Source organism: Nocardia jejuensis NBRC 103114, from assembly GCF_001613145.1.
GTDB lineage: Bacteria > Actinomycetota > Actinomycetes > Mycobacteriales > Mycobacteriaceae > Nocardia > Nocardia jejuensis.
In genome coordinates this window covers 1-23,619 of record NZ_BDBU01000076.1, presented here as the reverse complement: position 1 = coordinate 23,619, position 23,619 = coordinate 1, and the positions used below count along the sequence as shown (strand labels likewise).

Sequence of the window (23,619 nt, the reverse complement as noted above, 5' to 3'; positions counted from 1 at the left end):
CCGGCTGTTCCCACGCCGTCGGTTCCCGTGACTCCCGCCGCGCCCGTGACTCCCGCACCGGCGCAGCCCGCTCCGGTCGCGGAACCGGCTGCGGTCGAGGAGTCCGCGCCAGCGGCTCCCGCTCCGGCTCAACCGGCCGCGAAGCAGCCCGCGCAGAAGCAGAGCCGCGCCAAGCGCGGCGGCAAGGCGCCCATGCCGTCCTGGGAAGACGTGCTCTTGGGTGTGCGCAGCTCCGGTCACTGAGTTCGACGGACAGGGTCGTCGAATCACGCGTGCTGTCGGCGAGTCGCTCGGCGCCACACCGTATGGATGCTGAATATTTGCTAGCCGCTCAGCTCGGCTTTCGTGCGTCGCGCCGGGGGTGAGCTCGCGCATCGGCGACATTTCGCGCGGCGCAAGGGTAGATTTTAGGGTGGTGGCGGTATTCGCCGGGTCGATCCGCGCCGACGCCGACGGCAGGCCACCGGGTGTTGCTCAAGATTTGCCAGCTTGAGTCGCAACGACTTCGGGAGGTGCCGTGCCATCCACAGTCTCATCCCTCTGGTACGTCGATGCCCCCGATCCGGTCGCGATCCTGCGCGCGCATCCCGATCCCGATCACGAGGCGTCGTTCGCCCTGGCCCGTCAGCTGAACCCCGAGCACGACGTGGTCCCCGCGGCGTCCGGCACCATGAAGGTGTGGGCCGGGCCGGACCCCGAATCCGTCTATATCGGTTGCTATCCCGGCGTCACGGTCGTCTGCTCCGCTCAGGCGGCTCTCTCACGCCCGACGAGACTGCCCGAACTGCTGGTGCGCCCGCTCGCCTCGGAGCACACCTTCCTGGTCTCCTACGACCTCACGCTGGGCTGGGGTGCGTTCGCGCACTGGGAGCGTGGTGAATTTCGCCGCTCCTTCAGCGCCACCCGGGTGAACATCCTCGAGGACGAGGGTCTGCCCCTGGTCTGGGAGCGGCCGTACTGGGCGGGTGATCATCCGATCCGGCTCGGACCCGGTGAGCCGCCGGACCCGCAACTGCTGCCGTTCGATCCGCCCGACTTCGCGGACGGGGCCAATCAGGTGTGGCTCGGATTCCGGTATCGCGGCGGCACTCTCGTGCGCGATCCCGCGATGGGGGACCCGGCGCCCGGAGACACCGGCGAGCGGGTGTCTCCCTCGAATCCAACGCCGCCCTCGAATCCACCGCTGACTGCGGATCAGATTCTGGTGTGCGGCTTCTCGCTCTTCCCCAAGGGGCAGGCGCCGCCGCTCGAGGAACCGGCCCTGCCGCCCGCGGAACACTATGGCAAGCGCGGACTGCTGCGCTGGCTGCGCCGGAGTGATCGGGTCTCCTGAACTCCGGGCGTGGCGTCGTCGGGCCCCGGCATTTCAGGTCCGCGGATTCGCCCGCTCTACAGCGCCGACGCCAGCAGGGCCACCCAGGCGAGCGCCACGCCGATGGCCAGTCCCGCGATCACCCAGCGCGTCACCGGTGCGAATCGCCACTTCCACGCGGTCGGGGTCGCGCCGCCGACCGCGGTCAGGTTGACCAGGACGGACAGGATCGGATGTACCTGCGCCAGTGCGGATCCGAACGCGTACACCCCCACCGAGGACAGCGCCGCCACGATCACCACCACGGCGATCCCGGCCGCCCAGGGGGTCGGTTCGGAGTCTCCGTAGCCGTAGGGTCCGTCCGGCGGGTGGCTCACGGTACACGCACTCTTTCGTAGAAGGCCATGGCTGCGGCGGTCGCAACATTAAGCGAATCGGTGCCCGGTGTCATCGGGATCCGGGCGCGAATATCGCTGGCCGCCATGGTCTCCTCGGTGAGGCCCGGCCCCTCCGCTCCGAGCAGCAGTGCCACCTTCTCCCCGGTCATGGCCTCCGCCAGGGTCCGTTCCTTCGGATTCGGGGTCAGCGCGATGATCTGGAAACCTCTCTCGCGCAGCACGTTCAGGCCCTCGGGCAGGGCGGGAAGCTGCGCGAACGGGATGCGCAGCACGTGTCCCATGGAGACCCGCACGGCCCGCCGGTACAGCGGGTCGGAGCAGCGGTCGCCGAAAAGCACCGCGTCCGCGCCCAGGCCGGCGGCATTGCGGAAGACCGAGCCGATGTTCTCGTGATCGTTGACGCCCTCCAGCACGGCCACGGTGTTCGCCCCCGCCAGAGCCTGCTCGACCGTCAACTCCGCCGGTCGGCGCGCCACAGCCAGCACGCCGCGATTGAGATGGAACCCCACCACCTCGGCCATCACCTCGGCGGTGGTGCGGTAGTACGGCACGTCCACGCCGGCCAGATCCTCGGCGAGCTGTTCGTACCGCCGCTCGACACCGAACAGCGCGAAAGGCCGGAATCGGGAACTCAGCATGCGCTGCGCAACCACCACGCCCTCGGCCACCACCAGCCCCTTGCCCCCGGGCAGATCCGGTCGCCGGTCCGCGGAATTGAGGTCGCGGAAATCGGCGACTCGCAGGTCGGCGGGGTCGTCGATATCGATCACTTCGGCCACGACGATCCATCCTGCCGCACCGACGGGTTTAACCCGCCTTCGACGGTGGTAAAGGTGGCAGGGCATAGGGTGACTACCGAGCCCGATCCCACTATCGAAGAGGACAGCATATGAGCAGCAAGCCGGAAATCGAGTTCCAGGATGGTCCCGCCCCCGAGAAGCTGGTTCTGAAGGATCTCGTGGTGGGCGAGGGCGCCGAGGCCAAGCCCGGCGACACCGTCGATGTCCACTACGTGGGCGTGGAGTACGACACCGGCGAGCAGTTCGACTCTTCCTGGGACCGCGGCGAGTCCATCCAGTTCCCGCTGCGCAGCCTCATCCAGGGCTGGCAGGAAGGCATTCCGGGAATGAAGGTCGGCGGCCGCCGGCAGCTGACCATCCCGCCGGAGCAGGCGTACGGCGCCGCGGGCGCCGGACACCGGTTGTCGGGCAAGACGCTGGTCTTCGTCATCGACCTGATCGACGTCCTGAGCTGACGTCCGAAGACGCGTGCCCGCCGTGCTGGTTCGCACGGCGGGCACGGTTGTCCCGGGTCCGGGAAGCGTCGGTTACGAGCCGACGACCGTGTTCATGATGGTGCCGGCACTTGTCGCGGTGGCGCCGCCGATCATGGCATTGGCGACCATCTTGGGGGAGGCGGAGCCGCCGCCCCACTTCTCCCAGGCGAAGCGTCCGCCGCCGTAGGTGATCGCGGCGATGCCCGACATCTGGGTGAACCAGGTGAAGTAGCGGAACATCTTCATCATCTTGTCGGCCATGGGTGGCGTCTCTGGCGAGGGGTTGCCCAACTGGGCGATTACCGAGCCGTACATGTCGTGCGCGGCCAGCAGCATGCTCACGATCGTTTCCTCTCCGGTACCGGTTGGCGCGGGTCGGGCAGGAGCTGTAAAGCGTCCTAAACGGTTCGATTAGAGCAATTCGGACATGATCGTAGCTTTGCGAACCACCGATCGTTGCTAATTGTTTGCTAAACCTATTTGCGAATGATCTCCACGGGGTCGCTCAGCACCGAGGCGATGACGGATTGTTGCGGAGCTGTGCGCTGGGGGAGTGCGTTCAACGCCTGGCCCGCCTGGTTGCCCAGGGTCTTGGTCACGGCTTGCAATTGGGTCACGCCGGCGGTGAGCGCCTGCATGGCGGTCTGCAACTGGGTCCCGGCTTCGTCGGCGATCTGCGGAATGCTCGCGGCCAGGGATGCGCCCTGATTCAGCTGCGTGCTCGCATCGCCCAGTCTGGCGGCCGCGTCGCGCAGCAGCTGACCTATCCGGGTGTCGGGTGTGACCTGTGTCCCGGTCAGGTCCGCGAAACCGCTGAGCTGACCGTTCGCCTCGTTCGCGATGTTCTGCAACCCCTGGAGTTGGGTGATGACCGAGGCCAGCTGCGGATCGTTCGCGAACGGCAGCGCGCGCAACAGCGGCACCACGACATTCAAGCCCGCGCTGAGCGAGCCCGCCGACTGCGTGACCTGACCGATCGTGACGCCGGTCGAATCCAGCGCCGTGGCGAGTTGATTCGCCTGCGTGGTGGCCGCCGCCAGCGTCGAGTTCAGCGTGTCGATGCCCGAGGTCAGCTGTCCCGCACCGGCTTTGGCCTCGTTGAGGAACGACATCATGTCATCGGCCCCGGAGGTGAACTGCCCCGCTCCGTCGGCCGCCGCCTGCACGCCCGCGTTCAGCATCCCGGTGGTGATGCCGAGCTGGGTGACCGAACCGCGTGCCGAGTTCATCGCCGCGAACATGGAGTCCAGTCCGGCCGAGCTGATCTGCTTGGTCACCTCGTTCACCGCGTCGTTCACCAGATTCGCCTCGGCGCGCGGGTGCGTGGTCACGGTGACCTGTGCCTTCACGGGTTTGTCGGTGGCCAGCGAGGCGATATCGGTGGACAGGTCGGGGGGCAGCGTGATCACCACCGCGTACTCGGAGGTGCTCGCCTCCTCGACCACGTCCCAGGAGCGAGTGCCGCTGTCCTGCAGGATCTTCGCGATGCGCGTCCCCATCGGTCCGCTGTCGCCGTTGATCAGCGCCACTGCGGTGGGTGCGGACGACCAGCGCAGATAACCGACGGAACCGGCGGCCACCGCGGCGGCGAGAACAAGAGTCAACAGGACAAGACGGACACGTTTTCCAGGCACCGTTCAGACCGTACGGGCCCGAATTAACGTCCGCTCTGTCGCTATTCTGAGAATTCGATAAAGTCCCGGCGGAATTCCGGGATTCCGTGGTCGATGGACATATTCGGCCACCGTCGACGGCGCTGAACGCCGATCATCGAACGCGCTGAACGCAAACAGTCGAACGCGCTCAACGCGAACGGTCAATCGCGCTGAACGCGCAGCGGTTCCGTGCGCGGCTCACCGCGATCGGGCAATTGCAGAACCAGTCGCACACCGCCGAGCCTGCCATCGTCGAAATAGGCTCGCCCGCCGTGCAATTGAGCCTGCTGGGCGACCAGCGCGAGTCCGAGTCCGGACCCGCCCTTACTGGCCCGGCTGCCCCGGAAGAATCGCGCGAACACCGCCTCGCGCTCGTCCACCGGAAGTCCGCGGCCATTGTCGTCGACCGATATCACTATGTGCCCGTTGACAGCTCGATGCGCCGACACCAGCGCCTCGGTGGCTCCGCCGTGGCGGGCGGAATTGGCCAGGGCATTGTCGATCGCCAGCCGCAGACCGGTGGGCAGGCCGCGGGTGATCAGCTCGGTATCGGTGTCGATGCGCACGGTGAGGGTGGGGAAATGGCGCATCGCGTCGTGCGCGGCGGCGTCGCAGAGCTCCGCCACATCGGTTTCCACGTGGTCGCGTTCGTTGGACAGATCCCCGGCGGCCAGGCGTTCCAGGGCCGCGAGCGTGGTCTCCACCCGATTCTGGCCGCGCTGCAGGTCGGCCAGGATTTCGAGCCGTTGCGCCTCGTCCAGATCGAGGGTGCGCAGCACCTCGAGGTCGGTGCGCATGGCGGTGAGCGGGGTGCGCAGTTCGTGCGCGGAGACGGCGGCGAAATCGCGGGCGGTCTCCAGGGCCGCGGCGGTCTCGGTCTGCGCGCGGTCGATTCGCGCGAGCATGGTGCCGACGGCTCCGGCGAGTTTCTCGGCCTCCCGCACCCCGGATCCGTCCACCGGGAAGGGCGTTCCCGGATCCGCGGCCGGGCCGCGCCGATCCAGCTGCCTGGTGATGTTCTCGATCGGCCGCACCGCGCGCCCGCCGAACAGCCAGCCCAGCCCCGCCGCCGCGGCGACCGCGGCGCCCGCTGCCAACAGCACCCAGCGACGCTGTTCGGCGGTGGCGTGTTCGGTCTCGGTGGTCGGGATGCCCAGGGACACAACGCGACCCGGGGGCTGATTCTCGGTGGTGGTGAGCACCCGGTAGGTGTCTCCGCCGACCAGCACGGTGTGCTGGCCGACCGGCAGCTCGGGCAGCTGCACCGAGGTGCTCGCCATCGATCCGTCGGAGTTGCGCACCGTCAGCGCCACGGCATTGTTGGGGCCGAGTACGCCCAGGACCGTCACGGCCAGTACGGGTTCGATGAGCACCACCCGGGAGACCGTGCGCAGTTGCTGATCGGCCTGGGTCAGATTGTTCCGCTCGATCGCGTACATCGTGACCCAGCTCAGCACCGCGACGATGATGATCGCCCCGAGCGCGGCCGCCGCGGCCACTCGCGTGCGCAGCGAATAGGACCGGCGCCGCCGCTTGCGCTGCCAGATGCGGCGGCGGGCGGCGGATTCGAGTGTGGGGCTGGTCATTTGGGTGCTCGCAGCACGAACCCGACACCGCGGATCGTGTGCAGCAGGCGTGGAGTGCCGTCGGATTCGAGTTTGCGGCGCAGATAGCCGACGAACACGTCCACCACATTGGTGTCGGCCGCGAAGTCGTAGCCCCACACCAGTTCCAGCAGTCGTTCGCGGCTCAGCACCACCCCGGCGCTGCGGGCCAGCGTCGAGAGCAGCTCGAATTCCCTTTTGGTGAGCTCGATTTCGTCACCGTGCAGCAGCGCGCGATACCCCGCGACGTCCACCTCCAGTGGCCCGACGCTGATTCCGCCGGGGATGGCTGCCGGTGGCGGCGTATCGCTGCGGCGGCGCAGCAGCGCCTTGATCCGCGCGACCAGTTCGGCCAGCACGAAGGGCTTCACCAGATAGTCGTCCGCGCCGGATTCGAGCCCGGCGATCCGGTCGTCCACCGAGCTGCGCGCCGAGAGCACGCAGATGGGTACCTCGTTGCCCATCGCCCGCAGCGCGGTGACCACGCCCGCCCCGTCCAGGACGGGCATGTTCATATCCAGTACCACCGCGTCGGGAGAGTGCTCGGTGACCTGTCTCAGGGCTGCGGCCCCGTCCCGGGCTATCAGGACCCGGAAACCGGAGAGGCGGAGTCCGCGTTCGACGGATGCGAGGACGTCCTCGTCGTCATCGACGACGAGGACAGTCGGTAGCTCACCGCGTTCGACCACGGACTCCATTCTCGCAGCCGCTGACTCAGTAGTCGTGGCAGGAGTCGGCGACCAGCTGGATGGAGGCGGCGATGCCACCGGCGCGCGGATCGCTGTCCGCCTGGCTCGCGGCATCCGGGTTGTCGCGGACGTAGGCGTCGAACTCGGCCTGGCGCTGTGCGATCGGCTGATCGAACTTGGCCTGCAGCTCGGCCTTCTGCGACGGGTTCTGATCGAGGAACTGGGCGAGCGAGGGTGCCTTGTCGTGCATCGCGGCATCGACCTGCGAGAAGCTGCAGGTCGAAGTCAGCAGCGGCGCAACCAGATCCGTGGGTGCCGCGGACGCGGTGGACGGGGCCAGCGTCACCGCGAGGGTGGCGAGGGCGCCCGCTCCGAAAGCAGCGGCGATTCGGCGATTACGAACGAGACTCATGCATCGACCTCTCAGAAGAAGACATTGCGGGTGTGCCGGATCACGCGGACGCGATCCGTGCCTGCCCGACGGTAGGGCACCGGCATGGGGAGCCGATGAGCGATCTCTGAGAAAACTGTGTGGAGGAGCCGGTCCCGCCGAGAGCTCAGGACGAGACGGACGGATCGTCGGCGGGCGGCACCGGGACGACGCCGTCGATGGTGCGCTCGATCCGGCGGATCGGCATGGTCATGGCGGCCGCGGCATCGGCCGCCGCGATCCGTTCCCGATCGTCCATGACCGTGACCGCGTCCCGGATCTGCCGCTCCAGCGCGGGCAGCATGGCGGCGTCCTCGATGGTCGGCGGCACCTCGTAGGTCTCGCCCGCCGCGATCTGGCGCATGGTGCGGCGCAGGATCTTGCCGGAGCGGGTCTTGGGCAGCGCGGTCACCGCGACGACGTCGTACAGGGTGGCGATGGCCCCGACCCGTTCGCGCACCAGCTGGATCACCTCGGCGCGCAGCTGCTCGGAGTCGATGTCGATTCCGGACTTGAGCACCACGTACCCGATCGGCCGCTGGCCCTTGAGCTCGTCCGGGATGCCGACCACCGCGGTCTCGGCGACCACCGGATGCCCGGAGATGGCGGCCTCGATCCCGCCCGCCGAGAGCCGATGCCCGGCCATATTGATCACATCGTCGCTGCGGCCCAGTACGTAGAGGTAGCCGTCCTCGTCGAAATAGCCGGAGTCGCCGGTCAGGTAGTGGCCGGGATAGGCCGAGAGATAGGAGCGCTCGAAGCGTTCGTCGTCACGCCACAGCGTGGTCAGCGTCCCGGGCGGCATGGGCAGCCCGAGCACGATGTTCCCCTCTGTATTGGGGGGTACCGCATTGCCCTCGGAATCCAGCACGCGCAGGCGGAATCCGGGCACCGGCAGCGACGCCGATCCGACCTTGATCGGAAGTTGTTGCAGCCCTAGCGGATCGGCGCAAATGGGCCAGCCGGTCTCGGTCTGCCACCAGTGGTCGACCACCGGGCAGTCGGGCCGCCCGTCCAGCAGGGTGTCCACCGTCCACTCGTAGGTCGCGGGGTCGAGGCGCTCTCCGGCGCAGAACAGCGCGCGCATCGAGGACAGGTCGTGGCGGTGCGCGGAGATCGCCTCGGGGTCCGCGCGGCGGATGGCGCGCAGGGCGGTGGGCGCGGTGAACATGACGTCGACCCGATAGTCCTGCACGAGTCGCCAGAACGTGCCCGCGTCGGGGGTGCCGATCGGCTTGCCCTCGTAGAGCACCGTCGTCGCGCCGACCAGCAGCGGGGCGTAGACGATATAGGAGTGCCCGACGACCCAGCCGATATCGGAGGTGGTCAGCATGACCTGGCCGGGGGCGACGCCATAGATATTGCGCATCGACCAGGCCATCGCGACCGCGTGCCCGCCGTTGTCACGCACCACGCCCTTGGGCTTTCCGGTGGTTCCGGAGGTGTAGAGGATGTAGAGCGGATCGGTGGCGGCCATCGAGACCGGCGCGGCCGGCTCGGCGTCGCGAATCGCGTCGTCCCAGTCCAGCCAGTGCGCGGCCACGGTCTGCGAGGATGCGGGCAGGCTCTCGGTGGCGGCCTGCTCGGTGGCGAACCGAATGTTCGGGAACCCGTCGCGCTGCTTGACCAGCACGTTCTTGGGCGCCGTCGACTGCGCGATATCCAAGGCCTGCAACACGATCGGCGGGTACTCGATGCGACGGCCGGGCTCGAGTCCGCCCGAGGCTGTGATGATCAGCACAGGCTCGGCGTCGTCGATCCGCGCGGCCAGCTCGTGCGCGGCGAATCCGCCGAAGACCACCGAGTGCACGGCGCCGATCCGGGCGCAGGCGAGCATCGCGATGACCGACTCCGGAATCATCGGCATATATATGACGACGCGTTCCCCGGCCCGGACGCCCAAGCGCCGCATGGACCCGGCAAAACGGGCGACTTCGTCCAGCAACTCCGCATATGTGTAGACACGTCTGGCGCCGGTCATAGCGGAGTCGTATATTAGGGCGGGCTGGTCGGCGCGACCCCCCTCTCGAGGGGCTGAACCGTCCTCTGACGGTGTGATCTCGCGCACATGTCGATCCAGTGCGTTGTAGGAGGTGTTGAGGCGAGCGTCGGGAAACCAGCGCGCCGTGGGCCGGGCCGTGGCATCGAGAATCTGGGCGGGAGGCACATCCCAGCTGATGGATTCGGCCGCCGTGCGCCAGAACTCCGAGGGGTCGACCAGGCTCAGTTGATAAGCCGGTCGGTACTCCTTCTTCGCGTTCAACCCGGTGACTCCCTAGCTCCGCCTCGATGCCCGCCTCGATAGATCTGCCTGATTGTGGCAGACTTCACGCGACGTCCGGGCGGACGCCGCGACCTTTGATTTTGCCTGGAATTGGCAGGTCAGCGACCGGTGGTTGCCAAGTAGTCACACAAGAAGTTATTGATCCGTTAGAATCGCATGTCACATATTTCGGCCGCTATGGACGCAATTTCTCGGCCAGCCGCAGTTCTCGGCCAGCATTGTCTGTCGAGCCCAGCGTGCGATCGTGGAGGCTCGCTGATGCTGCGTGGCCTGGGCCAGTTTGGAAAGTGAGTGGGAGATGCGTGACGCCGCTAGGTCCGGCAGCAATAAGCGCTGGGCGCTGAGCAACTGGGACCTGCGATGGAAGGTGACGGCGGTACTCGCCGTCCCACTTCTCGTCGCCGTCGTGCTCGGTGCGTCGAGGATCTCGGCAGAGTTCGCCGAGTCGAGCCGTCTGTCGACGGCCGTCGACCATGTCGGGGTGATCCCGGCCATCACGGGTTTGAGCGCCGCGGCCGGTCAGGTCTCGGCGGGCCAGTCGGTCATGCTGTCGCCGACTCAATCGATGACCTCGGACCCGGAACTCGCCAAGCTGGACACCGCTATCGCGTTCGCCGAGAAGGCGGCTCCGCGCCTGAGTGACATCCCGAACGCGCGCCAGGCCCTGGACGACATGGTCGTGGCCGCGAAGGCGATTCGCGCCAACGGCCTCGCGCCGACCAAGACCGTCGCCGATTCCACCGCGCAGATCGAGCGGATCCGCGGCAACAGCGTCCGCACCGTCGAGAACATCACCGCCTCGATCGCCGACAAGAACGTCGATCAGTCCAAGCTGCGCCTGGTCGACTCGCTCAATACCCGCGCCATCCTGGTCGGTGAGATCGCCGGTGTCGCGGAGGCTCTACGCGGCAACGCGAAGGACGGCCTGCGCGACTTCCAGATCAGCGTGAACACCGAACGTCAGATGCTCGGCGTGCTCGCGCACCGCTTCGCGGACGGCGACGCCACCATCGCGGATCTGAATCGTCTGGTGGACACCCGGATCCAGCTGACCACGGGCGCCTCGGCCTCCTCGGGTTCGCTGCCGGTCGCGGAGATCAAGGACTCGCTCGAACAGAGCATCAATCTCTATCAGGGCGTGGTGAACAACGCGTCCAAGGACATCGTCTCGCGAGTGGACAACCTGTCCACCACGGCCCGGTCCGACGCCGTGCGCTACTCGGTGATCGTGGTGGCCACCATCCTCGGCGCGCTCGCGCTGGCCGTGCTGATCGCCCGCGCGATGATCGTGCCGCTGCGCCGGCTGCGCCTGGCCGCCCTGCGCGTCGCCGAATACGACCTCGGTCAGGAAGTCTCGGCCCTGCGCGACGGCGCCGATCCGGAAGACGTGCCGCTGGAACCGATGCCGGTGCACACCGACGAGGAGGTCGGGCAGCTCGCCCGCGCCGTCGACGACATCCACGGTCAGGCGCTGCGCCTGGCCGCCGATCAGGCCTCGATGCGTACCCAGGTCAACGACATGTTCGAGACCCTGGCCCGCCGCTCCAAGTCCCTTGTCGACCATCAGCTCTCGCTCATCGAGGCGATGGAGTACGACGAGAAGGACCCGCGCCTGCTCGAAAACCTCTTCCGTCTGGACCATCTCGCCGCGCGTATGCGCCGGAACGGCGACAACCTGCTGATTCTGGCCGGCACCAAGGTGCGCCGAACCAAGTCCGCACCGGTCGAGATCGCCGACGTGCTGCGTGCGGCCATCTCCGAGGTGGAGGACTACGAACGCGTCAAGCTGGGTGCGACCCCGCGCGGCTCCCTGACCGAGCCCGCCGCCTCCGACCTCGCGCACCTGTTCGCCGAGCTCCTGGACAACGCGCTGCGCGCCTCTCCGCCGGAGACCGACGTCAAGTTCACCTTCGCTCAGGGGCACGACCAGGGTCTGCTGATCGAGGTCGCGGACCGCGGCATCGGTATGCCGCCCGCGGAGATGGCCGAGATCAACCGACGGCTCGAGGCCGTCGCCGAGGTCGGCCCGGACACCGCCCGCCACATGGGTCTGTTCGTCGTCGGCCGGTTGGCCGAGCGGCACGGTCTGACCGTGCGCCTGCGCCCGACCTTCGACACCGCGCGCGATCCCGGCGTGACCGTCACCGTGCATGTGCCCCGGCCGCTCATCGTCTCGCAGGGCGGGGCCATCGCGGTGCCGCCGCAGGCGAACCCGCAGGAGCCGAACCCGGCTCCGATGCCGCAGGGCGCGGGCAATCAGGCCGGTGCGCCGTCCTCCATGCAGATGCGTGCGGTCACCCGCACCGCGACCGGCAATGTCATGGTCACCGTGGATCCGGGTGTGAGCGGGCCGATTCCGGCCGGTTCCGCGCCCGCGGCTCCGGCTCCGGCCGCCGCCGGTGGGCTGCCGACCCGGCAGCCCGGCAATGCCATCCCGGCCGGTCTGCCGACTCGTCAGCCGGGCGTCAACGGCCCGACCGTCAAGCACACCGTGGCCGCCCCGGGTGGTCCGCGACCGGACGGGCTACCTCAGCGCGCGCCGGGTGCGAACGGTCCGGCCGCGCCCGCGGCCCAGCCGGGTGCGAACCTGCAGCCGCGTCAGCCGGGCGAGCCGCCCGCCGCGCCGCGCGGTGGTCTGGCCGCCAACATGCTCAAGCGCCAGGGCGCTCCCGGCGCACCGGGTGGTCCCGGTCAGCCCCCGCGTCCGGGTGGTCCCGGAGCTCCCGGCGGCCTGGGTGGTCCCGGCGGTCCGGGTGGACCCGGCGACTCGGGTCTGCCGCAGCGCGGGCCCGTTCCGCCGCAGCGTGATTCGGCCTCCGGTGGTCTCCCGCAGCGTGACTCGGGCCCCGGTGGACTGCCCACTCGCCAGCCCGGCGCCAATGGCGCTCCGTCCCGTGACCCGGGTGCACTGCCGCCGCAGCGCGGTGCCGCGCCCGGCGGCCTGCCGACCCGTGAACCGGGCTCGAACGGTGCGCCGCAGCGTGATTCGGGTCAGGGCGGTCTCCCGCAGCCGAGCATCTCGGGTCTCCCGCAGCGTGACGGTCAGCCCCCGCGTGAGGGTGGCAACGGCCTCCCGCAGCGTGATGCGACCGGCAGCGGCCGGGTGCAGCGCGATCCCGCCGCCGGCGGTCTGCCCCAGCGCGGTGAGCCCGGCAACGGGCTTCCGCAGCGCGGACCCGTTCCGCCGCAGCGTGATCCGTCCGGCGGCCTGCCGCAGCGTGACGCGAGCGGCGGTCTCCCGCAGCGTGGTGAACCGGGCAGCGGTCTTCCGCAGCGTGGTGAGCCCGGTAACGGCCTGCCGCAGCGTGGTGAGCCCGGTAACGGCCTCCCGCAGCGGGGCGACGCCTCCGGTGGCCTGCCCCAGCGTGATTCGTCCGGTGGCCTGCCGCAGCGCGATCCGGCCGGGAACGGCCAGCCGCGGGGCGCCGGTGCGCCGCAACGCGATACGGGTCGGCACGGTCTACCCCAGCGCGAGGTCGGCGCTCCCGGCCAGGCGCTGGGCGGCCCGGCTCAGCGTGATCTGGGAGCCCCGGCTCCGCGTGATCCGGGAGCCTCCGGTCTGCCGCAGCGCGGCGAGGCCGGTGGCGGTCTCCCGCAACGCGATCAGTCCGGTGGCCTGCCGCAGCGTGACGGCGGTCTGCCGCGTCGCTCGCCCGGCGGAAACGGTGCGCCGCAGCAGGATTCCGGTTTCGGTGGCCTGCCGCAGCGTGCGCCCACGGGTGGCCTGCCGCAGCGTGATCCGGCCAACGGCCTGTCACCGCGTGATCCCGCCGCCGGTGGTCTCCCGCAGCGTGACGGCGGCCTCTCCCAGCGTCAGCCGGGTGGAGCTCCGGGTCAGCCGCTGGGTGGCGGCTTGCCGCAGCGCGGTGGTCTCCCGCAGCGTGATCCGGGTGCGGGTCTCCCGCAGCGTCCGGCCCCGCTGCCGGGTGTCGGTCTGCCGCAGAGCGATCCGAGCGATCTGTCCGGTGATCCGAAGGACAGCGGCCGGCACAGCTTCCGCTCGAATCCGCAGAAGGCGGCCTCGTTCTTCCAGACCCGGCTGCAGCCGGCCGGGGAGGCGGACCAGTCGTTCGGCACACCGATTTTCGCGGAGATGATGTCGGCGTGGCTGTCGGATCCCAGCGCGGACCGGTCCCAGGTGGCCGCCTCCTTCGAATCACCGGGTGATGAGGGTTGGCAGGCCGCGCAGCGGGCCGTGGAAACCACTCCGGAGCGCAGAACGGCTGCGGGTCTCCCGCAACGTGATCCGGGTAACCGTCTCGTGCCGGGCGGTGTGAACGGAAACGCAGACAAGGCGGCCCAACGGGACCCAGAATCCATCAGGTCGAGTTTGAGTCGTCATCAGCAGGGCGTCCGGGACGGCCGAGCTGTGAAAGAAATGAACCTAACCGGAGATAAAGGAGACCGATGAACCCCGATCTAGGTGGTACGAAGCGTCAGCTGGATTGGCTGGTTTCGAACTTCGCCAATGAGGTTCCCGGAGTAGCGCACGCTGTGCTCGTTTCCGCTGACGGCTTGCTCATGGCCGCCAGCGCACAGCTTCCCGTGGACCGCGCCGAACAGCTGTCCGCGGTGACCGCGGGGCTCGCGAGCCTCTCGGTGGGTGTGTCCAATCTGTTCGAGGGCGGCACCGTCCTGCAGTCGGTGGTCGAGATGGAACACGGCTACCTGCTGCTCATGGCGGTCGGTGACGGCTCCTACCTCGCGGTGCTCACGAACACCTCGTGTGACATCGGTCAGGTTGGATACGAAATGGCTTTGTTGGTCGAGCGGGTGGGCCAGACAGTGCAGGCCACACCTCGCGTCACGATGGGTTCCTGATGGCGGGATGGACATAGACAACGAACGCGTGGGGAGCGCCGAGCCCAGTCTCGTACGCCCATATTCACTGACCGCCGGCCGTACCAGGCCGAAGGTCGAATTGGCGTTGGAAGCGCTCGTCGCATCGCATCCGGTCGCCCTCGAGCGGCAGTTCGAACTCACCAACATCGAGACGTCAATCGTGGAGTTGTGCAGAGAATCGCCGTCTGTCGCCGAGGTCGCTGCGCGCCTGGGCATCCCGATCGGGGTTGCCCGGGTGCTGGTCGCCGATCTCATCGAAGCCGGCCACGTGCGGGTATCGGCGACATTGAAAGACGATTCCAGCGACGATGAACGTCGCGAGCTGATCGAAAGGGTTCTCAGTGGACTCCGGCGTATTTGATTCGACGACACAGGTCGATACCCGCACCAGTAAGCCGACGTCGGCCAAGATCGTGGTCGCCGGTGGTTTCGGTGTGGGTAAGACGACCCTGGTAGGTGCCGTCTCGGAGATCGTTCCGCTGCGCACCGAAGCTCTGGTGACCAATGCCAGTGTCGGCGTCGACAGCCTGACCGGCGTGCCGTCCAAGGCCACCACCACGGTGGCCATGGACTTCGGCCGAATCAGCCTCGCCGATGACCTGGTGCTGTATCTGTTCGGTACTCCCGGCCAGTACCGCTTCTGGTTCATGTGGGACGACCTGATCAAGGGCGCCATCGGCGCCGTCGTACTGGTCGACACCCGACGACTGGAGGACAGTTTCGCGGCTGTCGATTATTTCGAGGCGCGGAACCTACCCTTCCTGGTGGCCATCAACGAATTCGACGATGCGCCGCGCTATCCGGTGGAAGACATCCGGGCCGCCCTGGCGGTCCCGGCGGACGTGCCGATCATGTCGATCGACGCTCGTCGCCGGGAACCGGTGAAGCAGGCGCTCGTCGCCGTCACCGAGTACGCGCTGCGCAAGGTCGTGCAGGGCTACTAGCGCCGGGGCCTTCGAAGCAGGACATGGCCTCCGGCGTTGCCCGCAGCAACGTCGGAGCCCGATAAGCTCGCGCCCGTGAAGATCTCGGCGCGGGAAATGCTCGGCGAACTGCTCGATCCCGGTTCCTTTTCGAGCTGGGATCGACCGCCCGTACCCGTGCACACTTCCCCGAGGTACTCGGAGGAATTGGAGACGGCTGCGGCAACGGCGGGCACCGACGAGTCGGTGCTCACCGGGGAGGGGTTGCTGCGCGGACGGCGGGTCGCCGTGATCGCGTGCGAATTCGGTTTTCTCGCAGGGTCGGTCGGCGTCGCGGCGGCGGAGCGCATCGTGTCGGCGGTCGAACGCGCCACCGATCTGGGCTTGCCGCTGCTGGCGTCGCCGACCTCCGGCGGCACCCGAATGCAAGAGGGCACAGTCGCTTTCGTGCAGATGGTCAAGATCGCCGGAGCGGTGGCGGTGCACAAGGCCGCCGGACATCCGTACCTGGTCTACCTGCGTAATCCGACCATGGGCGGGGTCTTCGCGTCGTGGGGTTCGCTGGGGCACATGACATTTGCCGAGCCGGGGGCCCTGATCGGGTTCCTCGGCCCGCGCGTCTACAAGGCGCTGTACCACCGGGATTTCCCCGACGGCGTGCAGACAGCCGAAAACCTCTATCGCAGTGGCGTCATCGACGGCGTGATGCCCGTGCGGGTGTTCCGGCGCATCACCCATCGCGCACTGGAGGTCAGCTGCGGGAGTCCCGCACCGCTGCCCGAAAGCGTGGTCGATCCAAGGGATTTCGATCATGGCGTAGGGACATTCGTTGCCGGGCACGAACTGTACGGGCCCGCATTGCGAGAAGGTGACGATGTTCCGGCGTGGCAGTCGGTGTTGATCTCCCGGCGTGGCGACCGCCCGGGCATTCGCGAGCTGCTGCGCCATGCCACGGACCGAGTTCCCCTGTCCGGCACCGGACAGGGCGAGGTCGATCGCACCGTGCTGCACGCGCTGGCCCGGTTCCGGGGTCAGCCGTGCGTGGTGTTCGGTCACGACCGGTCGGGTCAGTCACCGGATCGGACCATGGGCCCGGAGGCGCTGCGTGAGGCGCGCCGCAGCATGCATCTCGCCGCGGAGCTGCGCATTCCGCTGGTCCTGGTGATCGACACCATCGGCGCCTCGCTCTCGCAGGAGGCGGAGGAACGGGGGCTCGCGCCCGAAATCGCCCGCTGCCTGGCCGATCTCGTCACCCTGGACACTCCGACGGTGTCGGTGCTGCTGGGGCAGGGCAGCGGCGGCGGTGCGCTGGCATTGCTGCCCGCCGACCGGGTCCTGGCGGCCACCCATGCCTGGCTGGCTCCGCTCCCGCCGGAGGGCGCCAGCGCCATCGTCTACCGCGACACCCTGCACGCCTCGAAACTGGCCGCCGCCCAGCGCATCCGGTCCGGTGACCTCATGCAGGACGGCATCGTGGACCGGGTGGTGCCCGAATATCCCGACGCCGCGGACGAACCCGCGGAGTTCGCCCTGCGCATGGTCTCGGCCATCGCCGAGGAACTCGCGGGCCTGACCGCACGCCCTGCCGATGAGCTGGTGGGCGAGCGGCAGCGGCGTTACCGCAGGCTCGGACTGCCCTGAGTCACGCTGGGCGGCTTCACCGTTCCGGCTTCACCGCGCGACGGGGCCCAGTCGCGCGCCGCGCCGGTGGTCGGGTGTTCCCGGCTTCACCGTTCCGGCACCGCTTCGGCGCGGGCATCCCTCGCTTCGGCCCGAACGTCCCCGACCCGAACGTCCACAGCCCGAACGTCCACAGCCCCGGCCTGAACGTCCCCGTCCCCATCTCCGCCCCGAACGTCCACGGCCCCGGTTCGGCTGTCCACATACCCCGCCCGGATGTCCGCCGTGCTGGTCCGGACATCCTCCTGCCTGGCCCCGCCGTCCGCCGCGCCGACGTGCCTCTCCGCCGCGTCGGCACGGACACCGGCGGTGCCGTCCAGGACAGGCGCGGCGGACTCGGCGATGGCAGGTGCGCCATCGGCCCGCGCGGCTTCGACTTCCCTGATGGCAGGTGCGCCATCGGCCCGCAGGGCTTCGCCGTCCCTGATGACAGGCTCGAGTTCCGCCCGCACGGCGTCGAATTCGGTGGTGGCGGGCGCGGCTTCGTTCCGCCTGGTTGTGGCATCCGCGGGTACATGTCCGAGTTCGGCCCGTGCACTCGCGGCTTCGGTGACAGCGGCAACCTCGGCCCACTCATCCCGGCCGTCGGTTCGCGATTGTTTCGCGGTGCCCCCGACCTCGGCCGGGTCGGTCTCGACGCCCTCGTCCCGCCCCTCGATCGCGAGCTGGGTATTCGCCTCCCGCCGAGCCGATTTCGGCTCGGCCTGCGTCCACGCCAGAATCATCGCGGGCGCGCACCCTCCGGCCAGCAGTGTCGCGAACGCCATGGCGCCGCCCGCGTACGCGGTCCGGAACGAATCCGCGTCGGGGAAGAACGAACCGACCACCAGCAGGTACGCGACCGGCACGAAGGTCAGCGCCTGGGTGAGCGTGAGCCCCATGGAGCGGGCCGTATTGCGTTCGATCATGTGCTGCTCGTAGTCGGCGAGCGTGTGGTCGTGTCCGTGCGAGGCGATCCGCAGCATGGTCCAGGAGGGAATGAACATCACCACGCCGGGCAGCCACAGCAGCGGCGCCGAGCGGAACCCGAGGACGCACAGCACCCCGACCGCGGCGAGCCACAGCAGGCTCAGGGCGGTCGCGACGACCAGCAGGCGTCGTCGCCGGCGGCTGCGCCAGCCGGGCAGCATGCCGGCCATCCGGCTCTCCTGAATCACCCAGCGGCGCGCCCGGTGGTCCGAATAGCGGTCGAGCAGTCCGGCGACAGGGGATGTCATCAGATGTTTGGCGCCCGGACCCCTCGTTCGCGACGGGGAGCGCCGTCCTCCATTCAATGTGGGTGCTCGCGGCTGGGTCGTCAGGTGTGGATGAGGTTCGTGCGGTACAGCTTTCGGCTGTGGCCGGGCTCGATGCCGAATCCGCGCCCCGCGGACGGGGCGGCGGGTTCGGGCTACGGCATCGAGGGTGGCTACGGCATCGAGGGTGGCTACGGTCGAACAGGTCAGCGGTCGCGGCGAGGTCGGCCCGTCGACGCGGCATCGCCGACGGTGACTCGGGCGTTCCGATGTGCGCTCGAACCTACAGTGCGACAGCGAGAATTGCTGCGGTCTCATTGTGGCGCACAACGGTTCGTCCATCTTGCCGGGTCGAGACCGACAGTGCTGGTCACGAAACGCCCCGACTCGCCGCGTCCGGACTTCGGCGGCGGGTTCAGGAACACAGTCGCAGGTCGTTGACCTGAGGCCGAACCGCTCTTACGGTCGGAAAGGTGACTTACCGGAGCGAGACCAGCGCAGTTCCCTCGATCGTCCTCAATGACGGCCAGGTCATGCCGAAGCTCGGCTTCGGCGTGTTCAAGGTTGCCGCGGAGGAAGCGGTGGGCACCGTCGCCGCCGCTCTGCAGGCCGGATACCGCAGTATCGACACCGCCGCCGTCTACGGCAACGAGTCGGAAGTCGGCCGTGCCCTGCGCGAATCCGGCATTCCACGTGACGAACTGTTCGTCACCACCAAGCTCTGGAACGACAATCAGGGCTACGACGCCACCCTGCGCGCCTTCGACGACAGCATGAAGCGCCTGGAGCTGGATCAGCTGGATCTGTATCTGATCCACTGGCCGATCGCCAAGTCCGGCCTGTTCGTGGATACCTTCCGGGCGTTGCAGTCGCTCAAGGCGCAGGGGCGGGTCACCTCGATCGGCGTCTCGAACTTCACCCGGGCCAATCTCGAGCGCATCATCGAGGAGACCGGCGAGACCCCCGCGGTCAATCAGATCGAGCTGCACCCCTATCTGGCTCAGAACGATCTGCGCGCCTTCCACACCGCGCACGGCATCGTCACCGAGGCGTGGAGTCCGCTGGGCCGCGGTGCGGAGCTGGACGACCCGGTGATCGGCGCCATCGCCGGTGAGACCGGCCGCACCGTCGCCCAGGTGATCCTGCGCTGGCACATGCAGCTCGGCAATGTCGCGATCCCCAAATCGGTGACCCCGTCCCGGATCGCGGAGAACTTCGCCGTGTTCGACTTCGAGCTCACCGACGAGCAGGTATCGCGAATCACCGACCTGGACAAGGGCTCACGCATCGGCCCCGACCCCGACACCTTCGACGTCGGCGCGCCGTAGCCGCACGGGCTCGCGAGCACCCGGACCGGCTCACCCCGGAGTACTCGCCGACGCGTGCCACACCGCGCCGATGCCGAAGCCGCGCGGTGACCGGAGACGTCGGTGCGCCTCGCGGCCGGAGGCGGCGGGGCTGCGGCGGACAGGGCCTCGCCGAGCGAGAGCTGTGCCCCAGCGCCAGTGGGGAGCACCCGAGTGCGCATCCGCGTTGCGGCGCCGGGTGCGGAGTCGGGCGGTGATCCCACCTCGCTGTGTCCGTCGTGCCCTGACCTGCGGCGGTCCGTTCGCTCGACGGCAGGCCATCGGCCGCGTGACAGCAGGCGGTGGTGGTCGGTGGCGTTCTGCCGACCGCCCGGTGCGTCCGGTGGTTTCGCGTCGTGGTCGTCAGCCGCGTGGCAAACCGAGGAAGGCGGTCAGCTCGGCGGCGGCCGCGCGGCCCGCCCGGTTCGCGCCGATGGTGCTGGCGGAGGGCCCGTATCCGATCAGGTGGATGCGGGGATCGGCGGCCACCTGGGTCGCGAGCCGTCCGGTCATGGTGATGCCGCCGCCGGGTCCGCGCAGGCGCAGCGGGGCCAAATGGTCCAGGGCGCTACGGAATCCGGTGGCCCACAGGATCACGTCGGCATGCTCGAAGCCGCCGTCGGCCCAACGAATTCCGTCCGGTTCGATGTGATCGAACATCGGGCGCCGATCCAGCGCGCCCCGCGCGCGAGCCGCCCGGGTGCGGTCGGTCTCGAGCAATCCGGTCACCGACACCACGGAGCCCGGCGGGAGGCCCCGGCGCACCCGGTCCTCGACCATCGCGACGGCGGCCCGCCCGTTCTCCGGTGCGAATTCTCCTGTCCGGAAGACCGGTTCGCGCCGCGTGACCCAGGTCGTGGTGGTCACCTGCGAGATCTCGTCGAGCAATTGGATCGCGGTGATGCCGCCGCCGACCACGACCACATGCTTGCCCGCGAATTCGGTCGCGGTGCGGTAATCATGAGCGTGCAGCTGCCGGCCCGCGAATTCCGCCGCTCCCCGGTAGAAGGGAATGAACGGCTTGTCCCAGGTCCCGGTCGCATTGACCAGCCCGCGGCTGCGAATTGTGTTGCCGGGACCGGACATCGGGCCGTCCGAGACCGGGTGTGCTCCGTTCGCGGCGGAGACCGCCTCGCCACCTGTTGGCACCGCGTCGCTACCCGTCGACCCCGCGTCGCCACCTGTGGACCCCGCGCCTGTGGACAGCGCGCCTGTGGACACCGGGTCGGCTGTGGAGAACTGTGGATGATTGCGCGAACCGCCCACAGCGCGATCCGCGCTCGACTCCGCGGTGCGGAGTTCCGCGTGCAGCAGCCCGTCCACCTCCGCATCCGGGCAGGTGGCCGCGCTCGCGCGATCGCACACGACCCCGACCGACCGCGGCCGGTGCACCCGCAGGTCGAAACGCTTCTCGTACAGCGCGAAGTACTGCGGCACGGCCGTCGCGGCCTGCGCGTTCTCCGAGCCCTGCGGCAGCGTCTCGGCGAACGACATGCCCGGCAGATCGTGCACCCGGTTCACGGTGCTCAATGTCAGTGACGGCCACCGAAATTGCCAGGCTCCGCCGGGTGCGGGGGAGTGGTCGACGATCAGGAAGTCCTGTTCGGGGCGTAATCCGAGCCGTTGGAGGTGATAGCCGACCGACAGTCCGGCCTGGCCGGCGCCGATCACGAGGATGTCGACATCGGGTGTTGCGGTCACCGACCAGACGGTACGCCCGCTTAGAGTGATGATGACCATGGGTACATAGCACAGTGGGGAAGGAACCATGCTCGGATTCAGCCGCGATGGTGATGTCGTGACCATCGAACTGCAGCGTCCGCAGCGCCGGAACGCTCTCAGCGAAGAAATCGTGGGATTGTTGCGCGCCGCGATCGAGGATGCGGCGACGTCCGCGCGGGTGATCGTGCTGACCGGCCAGGGACCGATCTTCAGCGCGGGCGCCGATCTGGACGGGGTGTACTCCGACAGCTTCCTGGATGGATTGCTCGGCATGCTGCGCACCATCGAAAGCGTTCCGGTTCCGGTGATCTCCGCGATCAACGGCGGCGCGCTCGGCGCGGGTGTGCAATTGGCGCTGGCCTCGGACCTGCGGGTGATGAGCCCGGACTCGTTCATCGCCATTCCGGCCGCGAAACTCGGTATCTCCGTTGATCGCTGGACGGTGCGGCGGCTCTCGTCGCTGATCGGCTCCAGCCCCGCGCGCACCATGCTGCTGGGCGCGGAGCGGATCTCGGCCGCCGACGCGTACAACTTCGGCTTCGCCAACAAGGTGGGCACGCTCGCCGACGCCCAGGAGTGGGCCAAGCAGATCGCGCAGTTGGCGCCGCTGTCGCTGCGGCACATGAAGTTGGTGTTCAACGACGACAACACTCGCAACGGTGACACACCGGAGCAGTCGGAGGCGCTGGCGGCCGCCTGGTCCAGCATGGATGCGCAGGAAGCGCGCGTGGCCCGACTGGAGAAGCGGGCCGCGAAATTCGTGGGTCGATGAAGGGGGAGCGCGTGGCCGGGAATTCGCGGAAACTGGTGGGTATGGCTGCGGGTGCGTTCGGTATTTCCTGGTTGGTGAGAGCGGCGTGGGGAATTCCCGCCGCCATCGGTGCGTCGAGTTCGGCGATCGCGCCGACCGCGCGCGGTGCGACGACGTACCGCGACAAGCAGTTCCACAACACCGAGCCGAGCTCGCAGATCACCGGTAATCCGGCGGAACTGCTGTATCAGCTGCTCACCCGGCGCAACGCGGGTCGCCCGGTGGGAGAGATCCCGCTGGTGAAGCCCATATTGCCGGAGCAGGCGGGCGATCTGGCCGTCACCTGGTTCGGGCACGCCACCTGTCTGATCGAGGTGGACGGTTACCGCGTGCTGGCCGATCCGGTGTGGAGCGAGCGCGTGTCGCCGTCTCCGCTGGTGGGTCCGGCACGGTTGCATCCCGTGCCGTCCGCGCTGGCGGAACTGCCGCCGCTGGACGCGGTGCTCATCTCGCACGATCACTACGACCATCTCGATCGCGAGACGGTCGTCGAACTGGTCCGGACTCAGGAGGCGGTGTTCATCGTCCCGATCGGGATCGGTGCGCATCTGCGGCAGTGGGAGGTGCCCGAGCATCGCATCGTCGAATTGGACTGGGCTGCTTCGGTTTCCCTGTCCGAGCTGGGTCGCGCCCACGACGACGGCACCGACCTGGTGATCACCTGCTCCGAGGCAAGGCATTTCTCCGGTCGCGGTCTGGTGCGCAATACGACGCTGTGGGCGTCGTGGTCCATCGCCGGCCCGACTCGCCGGGTCTACTTCGGCGGCGACACCGGATACACCAAGGCGTTCGCGGAGGCGGGTGCGCGGCTGGGCCCGTTCGATCTGACTCTGTTGCCGATCGGCGCGTACGACCGGCACTGGCCCGATGTGCACATGAATCCCGAGGAGGCGGTGCGCGCACACGCCGATCTGTGTGTCGGCGACCCCGGCTACGGCCTGCTCGTGCCGATTCACTGGGCAACCTTCAATCTGGCCTTCCACGGCTGGTCGGAGCCGGTTCGGCGAATGGTCGCCGCGGCGCGCGAGGCGGGCACGGAGGTCGCCGTGCCGAAGCCGGGTCAGCGGATCGACCCCATTGGCCTGCCACCGCGCGATACCTGGTGGGAGGATGTTCGTCAATGACCGAAGACCGAGAGTGAAGGAGTAGGGGCTGTGAGTCTGATGGACACGCTCAAGGGACTGGTCGGCAAGGGCAAAGATGTCGCGGCCCAGAATGCCGACAAGATCGAGCAGGCGGTCGACAAGGCCGGGGGGTTCATCGACGAGAAGACCAAGGGCAAGTACTCGTCTCAGATCGACAAGGGCACCGAAGCGGTGAAGAACGCGATCCCGGAGAACGCTCCGGCTGCTCCGGAGGCTGCGCCGGCCGCTCCGGCCGAGCCCGCACCGGCAGCGCCGGCCCCGACCGAG

At 68.7% G+C, this 23,619-nt stretch carries 22 protein-coding genes; 12 read left to right on the top strand and 10 right to left on the bottom strand.

Annotated features, from left to right (window positions below; all coding sequences use genetic code 11):
* Both sepH and NJ1_RS36865 read left to right on the top strand, forming a co-directional pair.
* A partial coding sequence (gene sepH, locus NJ1_RS40770; protein ID WP_245717752.1) for a septation protein SepH occupies window positions 1-243 on the top strand: 243 nt, incomplete at its 5' end.
* Between the two features lie 274 nt (window positions 244-517).
* The gene (locus NJ1_RS36865; RefSeq protein ID WP_067704676.1) at window positions 518-1,333 is read left to right on the top strand and encodes a DUF6928 family protein; all 816 of its coding nucleotides are present in this window, start codon (window positions 518-520) and stop codon (window positions 1,331-1,333) included.
* A gap of 56 nt (window positions 1,334-1,389) precedes the next feature.
* Here NJ1_RS36865 and NJ1_RS36860 read toward each other — a convergent pair whose 3' ends face one another.
* Window positions 1,390-1,689 carry a DUF2537 domain-containing protein gene (locus NJ1_RS36860; RefSeq protein ID WP_067704674.1) on the bottom strand — a complete coding sequence of 100 codons (300 nt, stop codon included), beginning with the start codon at window positions 1,687-1,689 and terminating at the stop codon, window positions 1,390-1,392.
* A complete protein-coding gene (locus tag NJ1_RS36855; RefSeq protein ID WP_067704671.1) occupies window positions 1,686-2,489 on the bottom strand; it encodes a TrmH family RNA methyltransferase in 804 nt (267 codons plus the stop codon). The genes NJ1_RS36860 and NJ1_RS36855 overlap by 4 nt, the downstream gene beginning before the upstream one ends.
* Before the next feature lie 110 nt (window positions 2,490-2,599).
* On the opposite strand from NJ1_RS36855, the gene NJ1_RS36850 reads away from it, so the two are divergent.
* Window positions 2,600-2,965 carry an FKBP-type peptidyl-prolyl cis-trans isomerase gene (locus tag NJ1_RS36850; protein WP_067704667.1) on the top strand — a complete coding sequence of 122 codons (366 nt, stop codon included), beginning with the start codon at window positions 2,600-2,602 and terminating at the stop codon, window positions 2,963-2,965.
* Between the two features lie 72 nt (window positions 2,966-3,037).
* On the opposite strand, the gene NJ1_RS36845 is transcribed toward NJ1_RS36850, so the two are convergent.
* From NJ1_RS36845 to NJ1_RS36820, 6 genes are all read right to left on the bottom strand, one after another.
* Window positions 3,038-3,322: a hypothetical protein gene (locus NJ1_RS36845; RefSeq protein ID WP_174557162.1), complete on the bottom strand. Its 285-nt coding sequence runs from the start codon at window positions 3,320-3,322 to the stop codon at window positions 3,038-3,040.
* 140 nt (window positions 3,323-3,462) lie between these two features.
* A complete protein-coding gene (locus NJ1_RS36840; RefSeq protein WP_067704662.1) occupies window positions 3,463-4,620 on the bottom strand; it encodes a YhgE/Pip domain-containing protein in 1,158 nt (385 codons plus the stop codon).
* A gap of 182 nt (window positions 4,621-4,802) precedes the next feature.
* A complete protein-coding gene (locus tag NJ1_RS36835) occupies window positions 4,803-6,227 on the bottom strand; it encodes a sensor histidine kinase (RefSeq protein ID WP_174557161.1) in 1,425 nt (474 codons plus the stop codon).
* Window positions 6,224-6,934 carry a response regulator transcription factor gene (locus tag NJ1_RS36830; protein WP_245717751.1) on the bottom strand — a complete coding sequence of 237 codons (711 nt, stop codon included), beginning with the start codon at window positions 6,932-6,934 and terminating at the stop codon, window positions 6,224-6,226. Before NJ1_RS36830 ends, NJ1_RS36835 begins: the two co-directional genes overlap by 4 nt.
* A gap of 25 nt (window positions 6,935-6,959) precedes the next feature.
* A complete protein-coding gene (locus NJ1_RS36825; RefSeq protein WP_067704657.1) occupies window positions 6,960-7,346 on the bottom strand; it encodes a hemophore-related protein in 387 nt (128 codons plus the stop codon).
* 145 nt (window positions 7,347-7,491) lie between these two features.
* Window positions 7,492-9,627: an AMP-binding protein gene (locus NJ1_RS36820; RefSeq protein WP_084479240.1), complete on the bottom strand. Its 2,136-nt coding sequence runs from the start codon at window positions 9,625-9,627 to the stop codon at window positions 7,492-7,494.
* A 319-nt stretch (window positions 9,628-9,946) separates the two neighbouring features.
* Between NJ1_RS36820 and NJ1_RS36815 the strand changes: the two genes are divergently transcribed.
* The 5 genes from NJ1_RS36815 (at window position 9,947) to NJ1_RS36795 (ending at window position 17,054) form a co-directional block, all read left to right on the top strand.
* Window positions 9,947-14,059 carry an ATP-binding protein gene (locus NJ1_RS36815; RefSeq protein WP_084479239.1) on the top strand — a complete coding sequence of 1,371 codons (4,113 nt, stop codon included), beginning with the start codon at window positions 9,947-9,949 and terminating at the stop codon, window positions 14,057-14,059.
* On the top strand, window positions 14,056-14,469 hold the full coding sequence (locus NJ1_RS36810; RefSeq protein WP_029930951.1) for a roadblock/LC7 domain-containing protein: 414 nt from the start codon (window positions 14,056-14,058) through the stop codon (window positions 14,467-14,469). Before NJ1_RS36815 ends, NJ1_RS36810 begins: the two co-directional genes overlap by 4 nt.
* A gap of 7 nt (window positions 14,470-14,476) precedes the next feature.
* Window positions 14,477-14,851 carry a DUF742 domain-containing protein gene (locus NJ1_RS36805; RefSeq protein ID WP_067531005.1) on the top strand — a complete coding sequence of 125 codons (375 nt, stop codon included), beginning with the start codon at window positions 14,477-14,479 and terminating at the stop codon, window positions 14,849-14,851.
* Window positions 14,832-15,434, top strand: coding sequence for a GTP-binding protein (locus NJ1_RS36800; RefSeq protein WP_174557160.1), 603 nt, complete (start codon window positions 14,832-14,834; stop codon window positions 15,432-15,434). The genes NJ1_RS36805 and NJ1_RS36800 overlap by 20 nt, the downstream gene beginning before the upstream one ends.
* 96 nt (window positions 15,435-15,530) lie before the next feature.
* Window positions 15,531-17,054: an acetyl-coenzyme A carboxylase carboxyl transferase subunits beta/alpha gene (locus NJ1_RS36795; protein WP_067704685.1), complete on the top strand. Its 1,524-nt coding sequence runs from the start codon at window positions 15,531-15,533 to the stop codon at window positions 17,052-17,054.
* 86 nt (window positions 17,055-17,140) lie between these two features.
* On the opposite strand, the gene NJ1_RS40050 is transcribed toward NJ1_RS36795, so the two are convergent.
* Window positions 17,141-18,310 (bottom strand): hypothetical protein, encoded by a 1,170-nt coding sequence (locus NJ1_RS40050; protein ID WP_067704654.1) that lies wholly within the window; start codon window positions 18,308-18,310, stop codon window positions 17,141-17,143.
* Window positions 18,311-18,801: 491 nt separating this feature from the next.
* On the opposite strand from NJ1_RS40050, the gene NJ1_RS36785 reads away from it, so the two are divergent.
* Complete coding sequence (locus NJ1_RS36785) at window positions 18,802-19,656, top strand: aldo/keto reductase (protein WP_067704652.1); 855 nt, start codon at window positions 18,802-18,804, stop codon at window positions 19,654-19,656.
* A 381-nt stretch (window positions 19,657-20,037) separates the two neighbouring features.
* Here the strand turns inward: NJ1_RS36785 and NJ1_RS40765 are convergent, their stop codons facing one another.
* The gene (locus NJ1_RS40765; protein ID WP_422615813.1) at window positions 20,038-21,414 is read right to left on the bottom strand and encodes an FAD-dependent oxidoreductase; all 1,377 of its coding nucleotides are present in this window, start codon (window positions 21,412-21,414) and stop codon (window positions 20,038-20,040) included.
* 28 nt (window positions 21,415-21,442) lie between these two features.
* Between NJ1_RS40765 and NJ1_RS36770 the strand changes: the two genes are divergently transcribed.
* The 3 genes from NJ1_RS36770 to NJ1_RS36760 form a co-directional block, all read left to right on the top strand.
* Window positions 21,443-22,168, top strand: coding sequence for an enoyl-CoA hydratase (locus tag NJ1_RS36770; RefSeq protein WP_067704649.1), 726 nt, complete (start codon window positions 21,443-21,445; stop codon window positions 22,166-22,168).
* A 41-nt stretch (window positions 22,169-22,209) separates the two neighbouring features.
* Window positions 22,210-23,331: an MBL fold metallo-hydrolase gene (locus NJ1_RS36765; protein ID WP_067704682.1), complete on the top strand. Its 1,122-nt coding sequence runs from the start codon at window positions 22,210-22,212 to the stop codon at window positions 23,329-23,331.
* A gap of 39 nt (window positions 23,332-23,370) precedes the next feature.
* The coding region (locus NJ1_RS36760) for an antitoxin (protein ID WP_339381303.1) at window positions 23,371-23,619 on the top strand (249 nt) is incomplete at its 3' end.